The sequence below is a fragment of the Zhihengliuella sp. genome (assembly GCF_031178195.1).
GTDB lineage: Bacteria > Actinomycetota > Actinomycetes > Actinomycetales > Micrococcaceae > Zhihengliuella.
Window position 1 is genome coordinate 481108 of record NZ_JAPSJL010000001.1, and the last position, 13503, is coordinate 494610.

At 72.5% G+C, this 13503-nt stretch carries 15 protein-coding genes, 3 tRNA genes and 1 riboswitch; of the genes, 7 read left to right on the plus strand and 11 right to left on the minus strand.

Annotated elements, in window-relative coordinates; translation table 11 throughout:
• Nucleotides 1-12 precede the first annotated feature (12 nt).
• On the plus strand, nt 13-834 hold the full coding sequence (gene nadE / locus RIN46_RS02100) for an ammonia-dependent NAD(+) synthetase (RefSeq protein WP_309081376.1): 822 nt from the start codon (nt 13-15) through the stop codon (nt 832-834).
• A gap of 91 nt (nt 835-925) precedes the next feature.
• Here nadE and RIN46_RS02105 read toward each other — a convergent pair whose 3' ends face one another.
• The 3 genes from RIN46_RS02105 to thiO form a co-directional block, all read right to left on the minus strand.
• Nucleotides 926-1786: a thiazole synthase gene (locus tag RIN46_RS02105; RefSeq protein WP_309081375.1), complete on the minus strand. Its 861-nt coding sequence runs from the start codon at nt 1784-1786 to the stop codon at nt 926-928.
• A 2-nt stretch (nt 1787-1788) separates the two neighbouring features.
• Nucleotides 1789-2025, minus strand: coding sequence for a sulfur carrier protein ThiS (thiS, locus tag RIN46_RS02110; RefSeq protein ID WP_309081374.1), 237 nt, complete (start codon nt 2023-2025; stop codon nt 1789-1791).
• On the minus strand, nt 2022-3251 hold the full coding sequence (thiO, locus tag RIN46_RS02115; protein ID WP_309081373.1) for a glycine oxidase ThiO: 1230 nt from the start codon (nt 3249-3251) through the stop codon (nt 2022-2024). The genes thiS and thiO overlap by 4 nt, the downstream gene beginning before the upstream one ends.
• Nucleotides 3244-3348: riboswitch (TPP riboswitch) on the minus strand. It overlaps the preceding gene by 8 nt.
• A gap of 107 nt (nt 3349-3455) precedes the next feature.
• Here thiO and RIN46_RS02120 point away from each other — a divergent pair.
• The 3 genes from RIN46_RS02120 to RIN46_RS02130 all read left to right on the plus strand — a co-directional run bounded on the left by RIN46_RS02120 (nt 3456) and on the right by RIN46_RS02130 (nt 6991).
• Nucleotides 3456-4259, plus strand: coding sequence for an exodeoxyribonuclease III (locus tag RIN46_RS02120; RefSeq protein ID WP_309081372.1), 804 nt, complete (start codon nt 3456-3458; stop codon nt 4257-4259).
• A gap of 2 nt (nt 4260-4261) precedes the next feature.
• Nucleotides 4262-5113, plus strand: a complete 852-nt coding sequence (locus RIN46_RS02125) for a hypothetical protein (RefSeq protein ID WP_309081371.1) — start codon at nt 4262-4264, stop codon at nt 5111-5113.
• Nucleotides 5114-5188: 75 nt separating this feature from the next.
• Nucleotides 5189-6991 carry a glycoside hydrolase family 13 protein gene (locus RIN46_RS02130; RefSeq protein ID WP_309081370.1) on the plus strand — a complete coding sequence of 601 codons (1803 nt, stop codon included), beginning with the start codon at nt 5189-5191 and terminating at the stop codon, nt 6989-6991.
• 145 nt (nt 6992-7136) lie between these two features.
• Here RIN46_RS02130 and RIN46_RS02135 read toward each other — a convergent pair whose 3' ends face one another.
• The 8 genes from RIN46_RS02135 to RIN46_RS02170 all read right to left on the minus strand — a co-directional run bounded on the left by RIN46_RS02135 (nt 7137) and on the right by RIN46_RS02170 (nt 9954).
• Complete coding sequence (locus RIN46_RS02135) at nt 7137-7784, minus strand: hypothetical protein (protein ID WP_309081369.1); 648 nt, start codon at nt 7782-7784, stop codon at nt 7137-7139.
• A 10-nt stretch (nt 7785-7794) separates the two neighbouring features.
• Nucleotides 7795-8403, minus strand: coding sequence for a hypothetical protein (locus RIN46_RS02140; RefSeq protein WP_309081368.1), 609 nt, complete (start codon nt 8401-8403; stop codon nt 7795-7797).
• Nucleotides 8403-8750, minus strand: a complete 348-nt coding sequence (locus RIN46_RS02145) for a hypothetical protein (RefSeq protein WP_309081367.1) — start codon at nt 8748-8750, stop codon at nt 8403-8405. The genes RIN46_RS02140 and RIN46_RS02145 overlap by 1 nt, the downstream gene beginning before the upstream one ends.
• Nucleotides 8747-8956 (minus strand): hypothetical protein, encoded by a 210-nt coding sequence (locus RIN46_RS02150; protein ID WP_309081366.1) that lies wholly within the window; start codon nt 8954-8956, stop codon nt 8747-8749. The genes RIN46_RS02145 and RIN46_RS02150 overlap by 4 nt, the downstream gene beginning before the upstream one ends.
• Entirely contained in the window at nt 8953-9471 is a 519-nt protein-coding gene (locus tag RIN46_RS02155; RefSeq protein WP_309081365.1) for an Asp23/Gls24 family envelope stress response protein, read from the minus strand. Before RIN46_RS02155 ends, RIN46_RS02150 begins: the two co-directional genes overlap by 4 nt.
• Nucleotides 9472-9582: 111 nt before the next feature.
• Nucleotides 9583-9658 (minus strand) — tRNA-Phe (locus tag RIN46_RS02160).
• A 51-nt stretch (nt 9659-9709) separates the two neighbouring features.
• Nucleotides 9710-9783 (minus strand) — tRNA-Asp (locus RIN46_RS02165).
• A 98-nt stretch (nt 9784-9881) separates the two neighbouring features.
• Nucleotides 9882-9954: transfer RNA gene (locus RIN46_RS02170), tRNA-Glu, on the minus strand.
• Nucleotides 9955-10078: 124 nt separating this feature from the next.
• Here RIN46_RS02170 and RIN46_RS02175 point away from each other — a divergent pair.
• The 3 genes from RIN46_RS02175 to RIN46_RS02185 all read left to right on the plus strand — a co-directional run bounded on the left by RIN46_RS02175 (nt 10079) and on the right by RIN46_RS02185 (nt 13476).
• On the plus strand, nt 10079-10450 hold the full coding sequence (locus RIN46_RS02175) for a metallopeptidase family protein (RefSeq protein ID WP_309081364.1): 372 nt from the start codon (nt 10079-10081) through the stop codon (nt 10448-10450).
• A gap of 283 nt (nt 10451-10733) precedes the next feature.
• A complete protein-coding gene (locus tag RIN46_RS02180) occupies nt 10734-12341 on the plus strand; it encodes a C40 family peptidase (RefSeq protein WP_309081363.1) in 1608 nt (535 codons plus the stop codon).
• 49 nt (nt 12342-12390) lie between these two features.
• Nucleotides 12391-13476, plus strand: a complete 1086-nt coding sequence (locus RIN46_RS02185; RefSeq protein ID WP_309081362.1) for an FAD-binding oxidoreductase — start codon at nt 12391-12393, stop codon at nt 13474-13476.
• The last annotated feature ends 27 nt before the right edge of the window (nt 13477-13503 follow it).

The window sequence follows — 13503 nt, forward strand, 5'->3', positions numbered from 1 at the left end:
TATGCTGGCGCCATGCGTGAGTTGCAGGCGAGGATCATCGAGGAAATGGGCGTCAAGCCGGAGATCGATCCGGCGGAGGAGGTGGCCCGCCGGGTCCGGTTCCTGAAGGACTACCAGCTCGCCACCGGGACCAAGGGCTTCGTGCTCGGCATCTCCGGCGGCGTGGACTCCACGCTCGCGGGGCGGCTGGCGCAGCTCGCGGTCGAGGAGCTGCGGGCCGAGGGACACGAATCAGACTTCGTGGCCGTCCGCCTCCCGCACGGGGTGCAGGCCGACGAGGACGACGCGCAGCTGGCGCTCGAGTTCATCCAGCCCGCCACCACGTGGACCTACAACATCAAGCCCGGCGTGGACGGCCTGCAGGACGAGTTCCGCACGACGACGGGCCGGGAGATCAGCGACTTCAACCGCGGCAACATCAAGGCCCGCATCCGCATGGTGGCGCAGTACGCCCTGGCCGGCGAGCGCGGCCTCCTGGTCCTGGGCACCGACCAGGGCGCCGAGTCCATCACCGGCTTCTTCACGAAGTACGGCGACGGCGGGGCGGACGTCCTGCCGCTCTTCGGCCTGGACAAGCGGCAGGTCCGCCAGCTCACCCGGCATCTGGGCGCCCCGGAGAAGCTGTGGGCCAAGGTCCCCACGGCCGACCTGCTGGACGATCAGCCCGGCCGCGCCGACGAGGACGAGCTGGGCATCAGCTACGACCACATCGACGACTACCTCGAGGGGCGCGAGGTCCCGGCCGACGAGGCCGAGAAGATCGAGCAGCGCTACCTGGCCACCCGGCACAAGCGCACCGTGCCGGTCACCATCCTCGACGATTGGTGGCGCTGACCGTCGACTGAACCGACGCCGGCGGGAGCCGGACGCTCGGCGACCAAGACCGGCTGCAGGACCGGTTGAGGAGCGACGTCGGGCTCGGCCGTCAGCCGGCCGCCCCCGCCAGGCCCGCCATGGGCGAGGACGCCTGAGCGTGCTCGCGCTTGGGGATCCGGCCTGCGCCGCGGGCCAGCCGACCCGCGGCCACCGCGTGCCGGAAGGCCGCGGCCATCCGGACGGGGTCCTGCGCGCGGGTGACCGCGGTGGCGAGGAGCACGGCGTCGCACCCCAGCTCCATGGCCAGGGCGGCGTCCGAGGCCGTGCCGATGCCGGCGTCGAGCACCACCGGCACCGACGCGCGGGAGACGATCAGCTCGATGTTGTGCGGGTTGAGCACGCCGAGCCCGGTGCCGATCGGCGCGCCCAGCGGCATGACCGCAGCCGCGCCGACCTGCTCGAGCCGCAGCGCCAGCACCGGGTCGTCGTTGGTGTAGGCGAAGACCTTGAACCCGCGGCGGACCAGCTGCTCGGTGGCATCGAGCAGCTCCACCGCGTCCGGCAGCAGGGTCTCCTCGTCGGCGATGACCTCGAGCTTCACCCAGTCCGTCCCGAGCGCCTCGCGCGCGAGCTCCGCCGTCAGGACCGCGTCGCGCGCCGTGAAGCAGCCGGCCGTGTTGGGCAGCACGCGGATGCCGAGATCCTCCAGCAGCTCGAACAGGGAGCTGCCGGTCTCGGGGCTGTAGCGGCGCATGGCCACGGTGGTCAGTTCCGTGCCGGACGCCTGCAGCGCCGCACCGAGCCCGTCGAGACTGGGAGCGCCTCCCGTGCCCATGATGAGGCGCGAGCCGAGTGCGACGCCGTCGATCACTAGCGGATCGACGGGTGCGGTGTGCGCGGCGAACCCGGGCGCACTGTCTGTAGCTACAGACAGTCCGGTCGGGGCAGTTCCCTCTGTTGCGGTGTGCATGGTCAGCCTCCCTGGACGGCGGTCAGGATCTCGATGTCGGTGCCATCGACGACGGCGGTGCGGCCCCAGTTGCTGCGCGGGACCACGTCGGCGTCGACCGCTACGGCGACACCGAGCCGGCGCCCGTCGCGGGGGTTGCCGGCGTCGTCGAGCTCGCGGCCGATGGTGAGGGCGACGGCGTCGCGCAACGTCGCGCCGTCGTCGAGGACCGCTGGGCGGCCGTTGATGCGGACCTTCATGGGGTGCTCCTTGCGGGGGTGAGTCGGGCTGGCGGCGTCGCCGGTCGGGAGAAGCGGTCGGGGCGGAACGGCGTGAGGTCCACCCTGCCCCCTCCGATCAGGTCGGCGCAGACGTGGGCCGCGGCCGGGGAGAGCAGGACGCCGTGCCGGAAGAAGCCGGTGGCGATCACGAGGCCCGGCACATCCACGCCGTCCGCGCCGCGGCAGCGGCCGAGCAACGGCGCGTTGTCGGGCGTGCCGGGCCGGGCCCGGCTGGTGACCTCCAGCAGCTCCAGCTCGGCCACCGCGGGGACGATCGCCTGCGCGTCGCGCAGCAACTCGTAGACCCCGCCGGCCTGGGGCCCGGGCTCGGAGTTCTCGCGCTGCGTCGCCCCCAGGACCACGGTGCCGTCCTCGCGCGGGACCAGGTAGACCGGCCGGCCGTGGACGAGTCCGCGGACGGTGTGCTGCACCAGCGGGCGCAGACGCTCCGGGGCGCGCAGCCGCAGGATGTCCCCGTGCACCGGCCGCAACCGGAGCTCGAGCCCGGTCGGCAGTCCCTCGACGGCCGCCGCTCCGAGGCCGCAGGCGAGCACCGTCTCCTGGGCCTCGAGCCGCTGGCCCGTGTCCAGTGCGGCGCCCGTGACGCCCTCCGGGTCCGCCGGATCGTCGTGCAGGAGTGCGACGGCGGTCGCCGCCACCGTGCGGGCCTGGGGCAGTGCGGCCAGCGCCGCCTGCAGCGACGCCGCCATCGCGCGGGGGTCGACCTGGTGGTCGCCGGGCGCTGCCTGGGCGCTGGAGACCGCCGGGCTGAGGAGTGGCTCCCGCCGTCGTGCCTCGCGGGTGCCGAGGTCCTCCACCTCGAGGCCGTGCGCGCGCTGAGCGGCGGCGAGGTCGGCGAGCGCCGTGCGATCCGCGGAGTCCAGGCCGACGACCAGGGTCGGGCGCGTTCGGTAGCCGGGGTCGGTGCCGCTGGCCTCGGCGAGGTCGCGGGCGAAGGCGGGATAGGCCGCGGCGGACGCGAACGTCAGGCCGAGCAGTTCCTGTTCCTGGTAGTGGAACTCGCTGACCGGGGCGAGCATCCCGGCGGCGGCGAACGTCGCGCCGCCGGCGGGGTCCGGGTCGACGAGCGTGACGGGGTGGCCACGGCGTCCGAGCTCCCAGGCGATCGACAGGCCGACGATGCCGCCGCCGATCACGAGGGTGCGCACCGCGTCGGCACCGGGCGATGGCGCGTGCACGTTCATGAGAAGTCCTCCCTACGCCGGTCTCAACCGGATCAGGTTCTTACGGTCGGCGCCGAACGCCCTCTCAGCCCGTGGCCGGGCTCCCGTGGAGTCCCCAGTCTATGGCGTGCGGCACACCGGCAAAATCGAGGGCTCTGTGTTGCAGTCGGCATCGCGGTCCCGTCCAGACCCGCGCCGTCCATCGCCAGTTGATAGGTTGGTGCCGTGCTGATCGCTACTTGGAATGTGAACTCGCTCCGCGCCCGCGCCGACCGGGTCGAGGACTGGCTCCGCCGCACCGACGTCGACGTCCTGGCCATCCAGGAGACCAAGTGCAAGGACGAGAACTTCCCCTGGGAGCTGTTCGAGATGAACGGCTACGAGGTCGCCCACTTCGGCGTCAATCAGTGGAACGGCGTCGCCATCGCCTCCCGCGTGGGGCTCGACGACGTCCAGCGGACCTTCCCGGACCAGCCCGCCTTCGGCAAGGGCGGCAAGGACCCGATCCAGGAGCCGCGCGCCCTGGCGGCGACCTGCGGCGGCGTGCGCGTCTGGAGCCTCTACGTCCCCAATGGGCGCGCCCGCGACGACGAGCACATGCCCTACAAGCTCTCCTGGCTCGACACCCTCAACCGGCAGGCCGCCGACTGGCTGCGGGAGGACCCGGACGCGCAGGTCGCGCTCCTGGGCGACTGGAACATCGCCCCGGAGGACGACGACGTCTGGGACATCGACTACTTCGTGCAGAACGAGCTCACGCACGTGTCCGAGCCGGAGCGCGCGGCCTTCGCCGCTTTCCTCGAGACCGGCTTCGTGGACGTCGTCCGCCCACACACGCCCGGACCGGGCGTCTACACCTACTGGGACTACACGCAACTGCGCTTCCCCAAGCGGCAGGGCATGCGGATCGACTTCGCGCTCTGCTCCCCCGCCCTCGCCGCGCGGGTGACGGGCGCGTCGATCGACCGCGAGGAGCGCAAGGGCAAGGGCGCCTCCGACCACGCGCCCGTGCTGGTGGAGCTGGCCTGACCATGGGCGCCGGGGGTGCGACGGCGCGGCGCCGGCTTCCGCCGACCGCCCACCTGCGCGTGTTCGAGCCGCTGCGCGCGTTCGACGAGCGCGAGCAGCTGCTGATCCAGCAGCTACGGCCCGAGCCGCGCGCCGAGGCGGAGGAGCGGCTGGCCCGCGAGGCGCTGCACCGCGTCCTGCGGACCGTCTCGGACCCCTACCCCCCGGCCGGCGTCGAGCACTACCGCGTCCTCCACTACCCGGGGCACGATGCGGCGACCACCCCGTACTACTGCCCCGACCAGCTCCCGACCCGGGCGACCATCGCCGCCGAGCAGCTGGACCAGCTGATGCGCCCGCAGCTGCTGTCCCTCGTCATCCCCGAGCCGGCCCGCGCAGCGAACGCCGAACGGCTCGACTCGGACGAGTTCGCCGACGACCTCGCCCACCTCCACACGCGTACCTCCGTCTGGGGTGTGCCGCTGGAGTGGTTCGTGGCGCTGCGCGAGGACGACCACGCCGAGATCGACGAGGACGGGGACACGCTGGTGGGCGTCCGGCTCAGCGCACCGCTGGTCCAGGTGCTGGAGCGTGTCCGGCTGGCCGCCGCGGCGCTCGCGGTGAACGCGCCGGAGATGGACCTGCTGGACGAGCTGACGTCGTTCGCGGAGTGGCTCCAGACCTTCCACGAGGACTCGGTGATCGAGCTCGACTACGGGCTCCTCGCCGAGTTCGTGTGGCCGGACGAGTCGCCGCAGGACCTCCGTCTCGGCATCGAGTCCCTGCGCGACGGCGACATGCTGGGCGCCGCCGCGGCCTACCGTCGGTTGACCAACCGCTGGGCCGCCGTGCGCCACCGCGCCCGCTCCAATTGAGGCCGGCGCCGGATTAGACTGGCCGCACCCGGGCAACGACGCCGACATCAGACCGCAACTCGAGGGGATTCCGCTGTGACTACGCCCGATACGAATACCGCGCTTCGCGCCGACGGCCCGTGGTGGGCCGACGCCGTCATCTACCAGGTGTATCCGCGCTCGTTCGCCGACTCCAGCCGCGACGGCATGGGCGACCTGGGTGGCGTCACCCAGCGGCTGCCCTACCTGAAGCGCCTGGGCGTGGACGCGGTCTGGCTCTCCCCGTTCTACAGGTCCCCGCAGGCGGACGCCGGCTACGACGTCGCCGACTACCGCGACGTCGACCCGCTCTTCGGCACCCTCGAGGACTTCGACGCGATGCTCGCGGAGGCGCACGGCCTCGGCATCCGCATCATCGTGGACCTCGTCCCCAACCACACCTCGGACGAGCACGTCTGGTTCCAGGAGGCGCTGGCCGCCGGACCGGACTCCCCCGAGCGCGACCGGTACATCTTCCGCGACGGGCGGGGCGAGGACGGCGGCGAGCCGCCGAACAACTGGCAGTCCGTCTTCGGCGGCCCCGCGTGGACGCGCGTCCACGACGGGAAGGGGATCCCCGGGCAGTGGTACCTGCACCTGTTCGACTCGAAGCAGCCGGACCTCAACTGGGGCAACGCCGACGTCCGGGCCGAGATGGAGGACATCCTGCGGTTCTGGCTGGACCGCGGCGTCGACGGCTTCCGGGTGGATGTCGCGCACGGCATGGTCAAGGCGGAGGGCCTGCCGGACTGGTCGCAGAAGGTCGCGATGGTTGGCGGCGACACCGGAGCGGAGCCGGACGGCTCCCACGTCGAGACTACGGAGAGGTCGGAGGACCTCCCCCCGGAGGATCGGGACGTCCCCCAGGTCCCCGAGAAGAACATGACGCCGTCCGGCGACGCCACGCCGCCGTACTTCGACCAGGAGGGGGTCCACGAGATCTACCGGTCCTGGCACCGGGTGCTCTCCGAGTACGACGGCGACCGCATGATGGTCGCCGAGGCGTGGGTGGAGCCCATGAGCCGCCTGTTCCGCTACGTGCGCAGCGACGAGATGCAGCAGGCCTTCAACTTCGGCTTCCTCCTGGCCGGCTGGAACGCCCGGAACATCGTCGAGAACGTCTCCGAGACGCTCACCGAGGCGGCCGCGGTCGACGCCCCGCCCACTTGGGTGCTCTCCAACCACGACATGGTCCGCCACCCCTCCCGCTTCGGCCTCGACGACCCGACGTCGTTCCCCAAGGGGATCTCGGCCGACGACGAGCAACCGGACGAGGAGCTGGGGCTGGCCCGCGGCCGCGCGGCCGCGATGGTGATGCTCGCCCTGCCCGGTTCGGCGTACGTCTACCAGGGCGACGAGCTCGGCCTACCCGAGCACACCACGCTCCCGGCCGAGGTGCGGCAGGACCCGAGCTTCTTCCGCACCCAGGGGGCCGAGCGCGGGCGCGACGGCTGCCGGGTCCCGCTGCCCTGGATCGCCGACGCGCCGGCGTACGGCTTCTCGGGCCCCGAGGGCGGCGAGGAGCCGTGGCTGCCGCAGCCGGAGAGCTTCGCCCGCTACGCCGCGGACCAGCAGGAGGACGTGCCCGGCTCGACGCTCGAGCTCTACCGGGAGCTGATCTCGGTGCGCGCGGACCGCGGGCTCGGCACGGGCAGCCTCGCGTGGCACGAGCTGAACGCGCCGGACGCCGGCATCCTGGCCTACACGAACGGCAGCGTGGTGGTGGTCGCCAACATGGGCGGCGAGCCGATCGAGCTGCCGGCCGGCGAGCCGCTGCTCCTCGCCAGCTCCCCGGACGCCGTGGTGGAGTCCGACGGCGTCAACCGGCTCGCGCCCGACGCAGCGGTCTGGCTGGGCTGACCCGGGCACGCTCCACGCAGCGCAACGGCCGGTGGCCGGGAACCTCGCTCGGTTCCCGGCCACCGGCCGTTGGACAGGACGAGGTCAGCGACGGACGCAGCAACGGGGCCGGACGGACCGGCGCGGCTCAGCGCACGCGTTCAGCTCAGCGGACCCGTTCGGCCCGGGACATGCGCGTCCGGGCGCCGGCCGCCAGATGGATGACCACGAGCGAGCTCCGCCCCAGGGCCGCATCGATCTCCTGCACGGTCTCCGAGATCTCGCGGGAGACCTGCAGCGGTGCGGCACCGAGGCGGGGCTGGACCTTGATCTGCAGGCCGGCGTCCCCGCCCGTCTCCCAGGTGGAGACGTGCGTCGACACGAGGTCCGTCCGGTCCGCCAGCGCCGCCTTCACGGCCTGCTCCGGCACTGCCGCGCCGAGCTCGACGGCGCCGGGCGTCGACGTCACGGGCCCGGACGGCGTCCCCTCCGCGCCCGACCCGGGGAAGTAGGCCTCGGCGAAGACGCCGGTCCGCCCCTTGCCCTGCACGGCGATCCAGCCGACCATGAGCAGCACGATGCCGATGAGCGCGATGACGACGACGATCCAGATCCACGAGGTGGTCTGCCCCGCCATGGCGGTCTCGCGGAGCCCGTACTCGACGCTCTCCCCCACGGCCTCGGCGAGCTCGCGCCAGCCGGCCGCATAGCGCGGGAGCGAGGAGACGAGCAGCCCGTGGAGGCCGACGGCCGTGAAGAGCAGGCCGATGATGACGAGCAGGGTGCGGTTGAGTCCGCGCGGCGTCTGATTCACGGGGCGCTCCTCACTGTCCGACCACGCCGGACTCGGAGATGCGGACGCTGACCTTGGGCAGCGGGTCGACGAGGTTCCGGACCAGCTCGTCCTCGACGGCCTTCTGGATGGCGTCGGCCCGGAGCCGGATCCCCGACGTCGGACGGACGTTCACGTCCACCATGGTGTGCCCGACGACGACCATCACCTGCTCGGGGCTGACGTTGGCCTCCGTCCGGGCGCGGCGCGCGAGGGTCGCGGCGATCACCTCGTGGTCCACCAGCACGATGGCGCGGTCGTTCGGCAGGATCCTGCGCGCCTTGCGCCCGGGCAGGACCCCCTGCAGGAGGAAGTACAGGCCGAGCAGCAGGACCAGCAGGCTGGCCAGGGGCAGCAGGACGGGGTCCGCCCCGCGCGGCAGCCCGGCGAACCAGTCCCACCACTGACCGGGCGACTTGATCCAGATGTCCTGGCCGATCGACTTCATCGCGGCCTCGAACATGAAGTACAGGCAGATCGCCGCCACGACGAGCGCCGCGACGATGGACGCGAACGAGCGCGGGGAGCGCAACTGCCGTCGCGCGATCCGCTGGCGCTCCCGCTCGGCGTTCTGCTCCTGCCGGTCCGGCTGGTCGGGCATCACACGGTCCTCCCCTCGGTGCGTCCGGTGCGGTGTCGATGCCCCGGCAGGACCAGCCCGGTCACGCGCACGTCGATGCGGCTGACCTCGGAGCCGGTCAGCCGCGTGAACCCGGCGCGGATCTCGTCCCGAGTGCGCACGGCGCGATCCCAGACGCTGCCGCTCCCCGCCCCGGGCGCATGCAGGGGCAGGGGGAGGTTGATCCCGATGGCCAGTCGGCCGAGGTCGTCGTCGAGCACCACGTTGATCCGCCCCGGCGGCACCTGGAACAGGTCGGACGCGATCGCCTTCGCGACGCCGCTGAGCGCCTGCGTGCTGATACGCGTGTGCCCCGCGAGAGGACTCACGAAGACGACCGCCGTCCCGTCAGCAGCTCCCAGAACTTCCGGGCGTCGATGCGCCCGTCGACCATGCGCGCGATCAGCACGCCGACGAGCAGGAAGAGGGCCATGAGCACGAAGCCGCCGATCCCGTGCTCCAGTGCGGACCAGGCCAGGGCGATCGCCACGATCAGGCTGACGGCGACGGGCGGAAGCGGTGTCGGGTAGTTCATGCGGTCTCTCCCTTGGACGGGTGGGGCTCGACGGACTGGCCGCCGGCGGGCGGCGGCAATTGGATGTCGCCGATCTCCACATTCACCTCGATGACGCGGAGCCCGGTCAGCTCCTCGACGGAGGAGTACACGGCGGCCCGGACGTCGTCCGCGATCTCGTGCAGCGGACGGCCGTACTCGGCCGTGAGGACGACGTCGACGGCCACCTCGACCCGGCCGACCTCCACGCTGACGCCGGCCGTGGACTCGTTGGCGCCGGCGACGCGGCCGCGCAGGGCCCCGAGCGCCCGCCCGGCTCCCGTGCCGAGCGAGTAGACGCCCGGCACCGTGCGGACGGCGGCGGCCGCCACGCGTGCGACGGCGGCCTCGGAGATGGTGGTGGACCCCGCGGGCGCCTCCGCGGCGGGGGCCCCCTCGAGGGGAGGGCCGGGGATCGAGGGATCCGGCCGTGCGGCATGGTTCTCCGGCATGCGCTCGCCCTGCCTTTCAGGATCGTCGCCCAACGTCTGGTGCATCACGCCCAGCCTACCGTCCACTCCTGCAGGACAGGGGGCCGCCGCGGGCCGGGGGGTCATGCGAAAAGCCCCCCGCCATCCGCTGCTGCGGATTGCGAGGGGCTTTCAAGCTGGTGGCTCCGACCGGCGTCGATCCGGTGACCTTTCGATTTTCAGTCGAACGCTCTACCAACTGAGCTACAGAGCCTGGCATCATCTTCGATGATCACCGAGATCTTCCGTTGCCGGAACATCCAAGCGACCCTGACGGGACTTGAACCCGCGACCTCCGCCGTGACAGGGCGGCGCGCTAACCAACTGCGCTACAGGGCCTTGCAGTGTTTACGAGGACCAGCCTCGCTCACAAGACCTAAACCCTACCAGAGTCTTCTCGAGCTTCGCAACTCTGACTTGGTGTGATTCAGGTCTCGTACCCCCAACGGGATTCGAACCCGTGTCGCCGCCGTGAAAGGGCGGTGTCCTAGGCCACTAGACGATGGGGGCCGGACGCAGCCCGATCGCTCGCGCTGTGAACCCACACAACTATAGGGCAGACGTTCTGGCAACGCCAAAAAGCCGCGCGGACCCGCGCGCGGGCAGTTTAAACGAGGGCGGCTAGAGTCGTCCCATGCCGTTCCAGATGACCGACGACGACTTCGAGGCCGCCGTCGACGCGGCCCTCGGCTCCATCCCCGGGGAGCTGCTGGACATGATGGACAACGTGGCCATCTTCATCGAGGACCGCTACGTCCCCCAGCCGGGCGAGGACCCGGAGACGGTCCTGCTCGGACTGTACGACGGCGTGCCGCTCACCGAGCGCGGGATGGACTGGGGCGGCGTGAGCATGCCGGACCGGATCTTCATCTACAAGGACGCGATCCTGGATCTCTGCGAGTCGGAGCACGAGGTGGTGGAGGAGATCGGCATCACCGTGGTCCACGAGATCGCCCACCACTTCGGGATCGACGACGAGCGGCTCCACACCCTCGGCTGGGGCTGAATCCGATCGACGGCGGCCGCCGGGCGACGGCCGGGGACTCCCCGGGGGGCCGACGTCGCGCGGGCCGCCGGACACGCTTGGGTCACGAAATGACACCGCTGTGATTCGTGTGGCGCGTGATCTTACTGTTGCCTGTGATGCGACTGTGACATATGGTCGCTTACGGTGTGTCACCCTTGACCACCACTGGGACGGCCCGCGCCGACCCAGACGGCACGTCACTCGATGGGGATTCTCTATGGCGCAGCGGAACGTACTCGTTACAGCTCTGTGCTCTTTGGCCATGGTCGCCGGCACCGCCCTGGCGGGCACGGCCGCCGTCGCCGCTCCGCACCAGCCCTCCGCCGTCGGCTCCTCGTTCGTGCCGGCGGTGCGCCTGCCCTCCGCCGAGGAGATCGAGGCCGCCAAGTCGGATCCCGCCCAGCTCGACGCCGTCGTCCAGCGCGTGGAGCAGGCCATCCTGGAGTCCAGCGCACGCCTCGGTGAGGCCGAGGCCTCCGCCCTCGTGCAGCAGGAGGCCGCCACGGCCGCGCAGGAGGCCCTCGCCGTCCAGACGGCGGCCGCCGAGGCGGCCCGCCAGAACGCCTCGAAGGCCGAGGAGTACTACAACGCCGTCAAGGAGCAGGTCGGCGAGCTCGCGAGCGACCTCTACCGCAACGGCGGCGTCAACCCGGCGGTCAACGCCCTGCTCACCCAGAACGACGAGTCCAACGACGTCCTCTACAAGACCGCGACCATGACGGCGCTGGCGTCCAACCGCGCCGACACGCTCGCCTCCGCCACGCAGGCCGCCCAGCTCTGGGAGCAGTGGCGCACCTACGCCTCCGAGGTGGAGCAGGCCGCAGCCGACGCCGCCGGCGTCAGCGAGGACGCCCTCGCCGCGGCAGAGCGGGAGCGCGCCGACTACGAGGCGGCGCTGACCGAGCAGCAGGAGGTCCGCACCCGGCTGGTGAACCAGCTGGCCGAGCTGCGCGCCACCACCGCGGCCGAGGAGTCGGCACGCATGGCGCAGGTCGAGGAGGAGCAGCGCGAGGCCGAGCTGACCGAGGCCATGGAGGTGGTCCCGGCCGCCGCCCCGGAGGCGCCCGCACCGGTCGCCGCCCCGGAGCTGCCGACTCCTCCGCCGGCCGTCCCCGCCGCGGCCCCGTCGAACACGATCGTCAACCGGCCGACCCCGCAGCCCGTCGCGGAACCTGCCGCCGAGCCCGCCGCCCAGGAGGCCAGCGCACCCCGGCCGGCACGCAGCGCCGCCCCGGCCCCCGCCCCGACGCGCGCGGCGGCCCCCACCCGTTCGGCCGCCCCGGCGGCCGCGCCGACACCGAAGCCGACCCCGCGCCCCACCCCGGCGCCGACGCGGACCGCAGCACCGGCACCGACGCCGACGCGCACGCAGGCACCGGCGCCCGCCCCCACCCGGACGCAGGCCCCGGCCCCGGCCCCGGCCCCGGCCCCCAAGCCGAAGCCGAAGCCGGCCCCGAAGCCCGAGCCCGTCCAGCCCGTCGCGTCCGGCAGCAGCAAGGAGGCGGCGATCTCCTGGGCCCTCAACACGGCGGCCGACAACAGCAACACCTACGTCTACGGCGCCAACGGCCCGAGCCAGTGGGACTGCTCCAGCTTCACTCAGCGCGCGTTCGCCCAGTCCGGCATCTCCCTGCCGCGCGTCTCGGGCAGCCAGTACGCCGCCGGCACCAAGGTGCCGCTGAATCAGCTGCGCCGCGGCGACCTGGTCTTCTCCGCCAACTCGGGCGGCAGCATCTACCACGTCGCCATCTACCTGGGCAATGGCCAGGTGGTCCACGCGCGCAACCCCAACGTCTCGAAGGACCAGCAGATCTCCGTGACCTCGCTGGCGTACGTGAACAACATCGTCTCCTACGGCGTCCGCTACTGATCTCCACAGGGTGGTCGACTCCGGCCGCCGCCGTGCCTAGGGTGAGGGCATGAGCCGAATTGCAGTAGTGGGTGCAGGGATCATCGGTCTGGCGACGGCCTGGACGCTGCGCCGGCGGGGCGCCGACGTCGTCCTCTACGAGTCCGGGACGCCCGGCGGCGGTCAGTCCGCCGGCGAGTCCCGGATCTTCCGGCACGCGCACGACGACGCCCGGCTGGCCGCGTTCGTCAGCCGCAGCCGGGCACTGTGGCGCGAGTGGGACCAGGCCTTCGGCCGGACGCTGATCTCCGGTGCCGGGGCCATCGCCCTCGGCGAGGCGATCGAGGACAAGCTGCGGATCCTGGAGCGGGTCCCGGGAGTCCCGACGCGGCGCCTGGACCCGCAGGAGCTCTCCGAGCTGCTGCCCCTGCTGGCCGAGTACACCGGGCCGGCGATGCTCGACGTCGACGGCGGCACCATCCACACCCTCAGCGCGTTCGACGCGCTCACCGGGGCGCTCGCCGACGCCCTGGTGCGCGATCACGTCCTCTCCGTCCGGCACGCCGGGGCGGGGGCCGAGGTGCGCACCGGCACCGGCGTCGACACCTTCGACCACGTGGTCCTCTGCGCCGGTCGGGACACCGCCTGGCTGGCCCACGGCGCCGGGCTCGAGGTTCCGGTGGAGCTGAGCGCCCACGTGCGCGTCACGTTCGGCGTGCGCGAGCCCGCGGAGACTCCGCTGCCGACGCTCCAGGACAGCAGCGGCGCCTTCGGCGAGGCCAGCATCTACGCCGCCCCGACCGAGGACAACCGCCGCTACTCCGTGGGCGTGAGCGGCTCCAACCCCGCCGCGACGGACGGGAGCCTGACCGACCCGTCCGAGCTCGAACGGCTCGCGGCCCGCGCGGCGGCCTACGTCTCGCGCGCCCTGCCCGGGCTCGACCCGGAGCCGCTGGAGTACGTGCACTGCTGGGTCACCAAGGCTCCGTGGGGCGAGGACGGCGTGGGCATCTGGTCCACCGGGCGGATCTCCGCCGCGGCCGGGCACAACCTCTTCAAGCAGGCCCCCGCCTTGGGCGAGGCGCTGGCGGAGACGGCCCTGACCGGCGTCGTGCCCGAGCTCCTGCGCCCGGAGTCCCGACTCGGCGCGGCCTGACACTGAGCCGGCCGACCCGCACCGCTC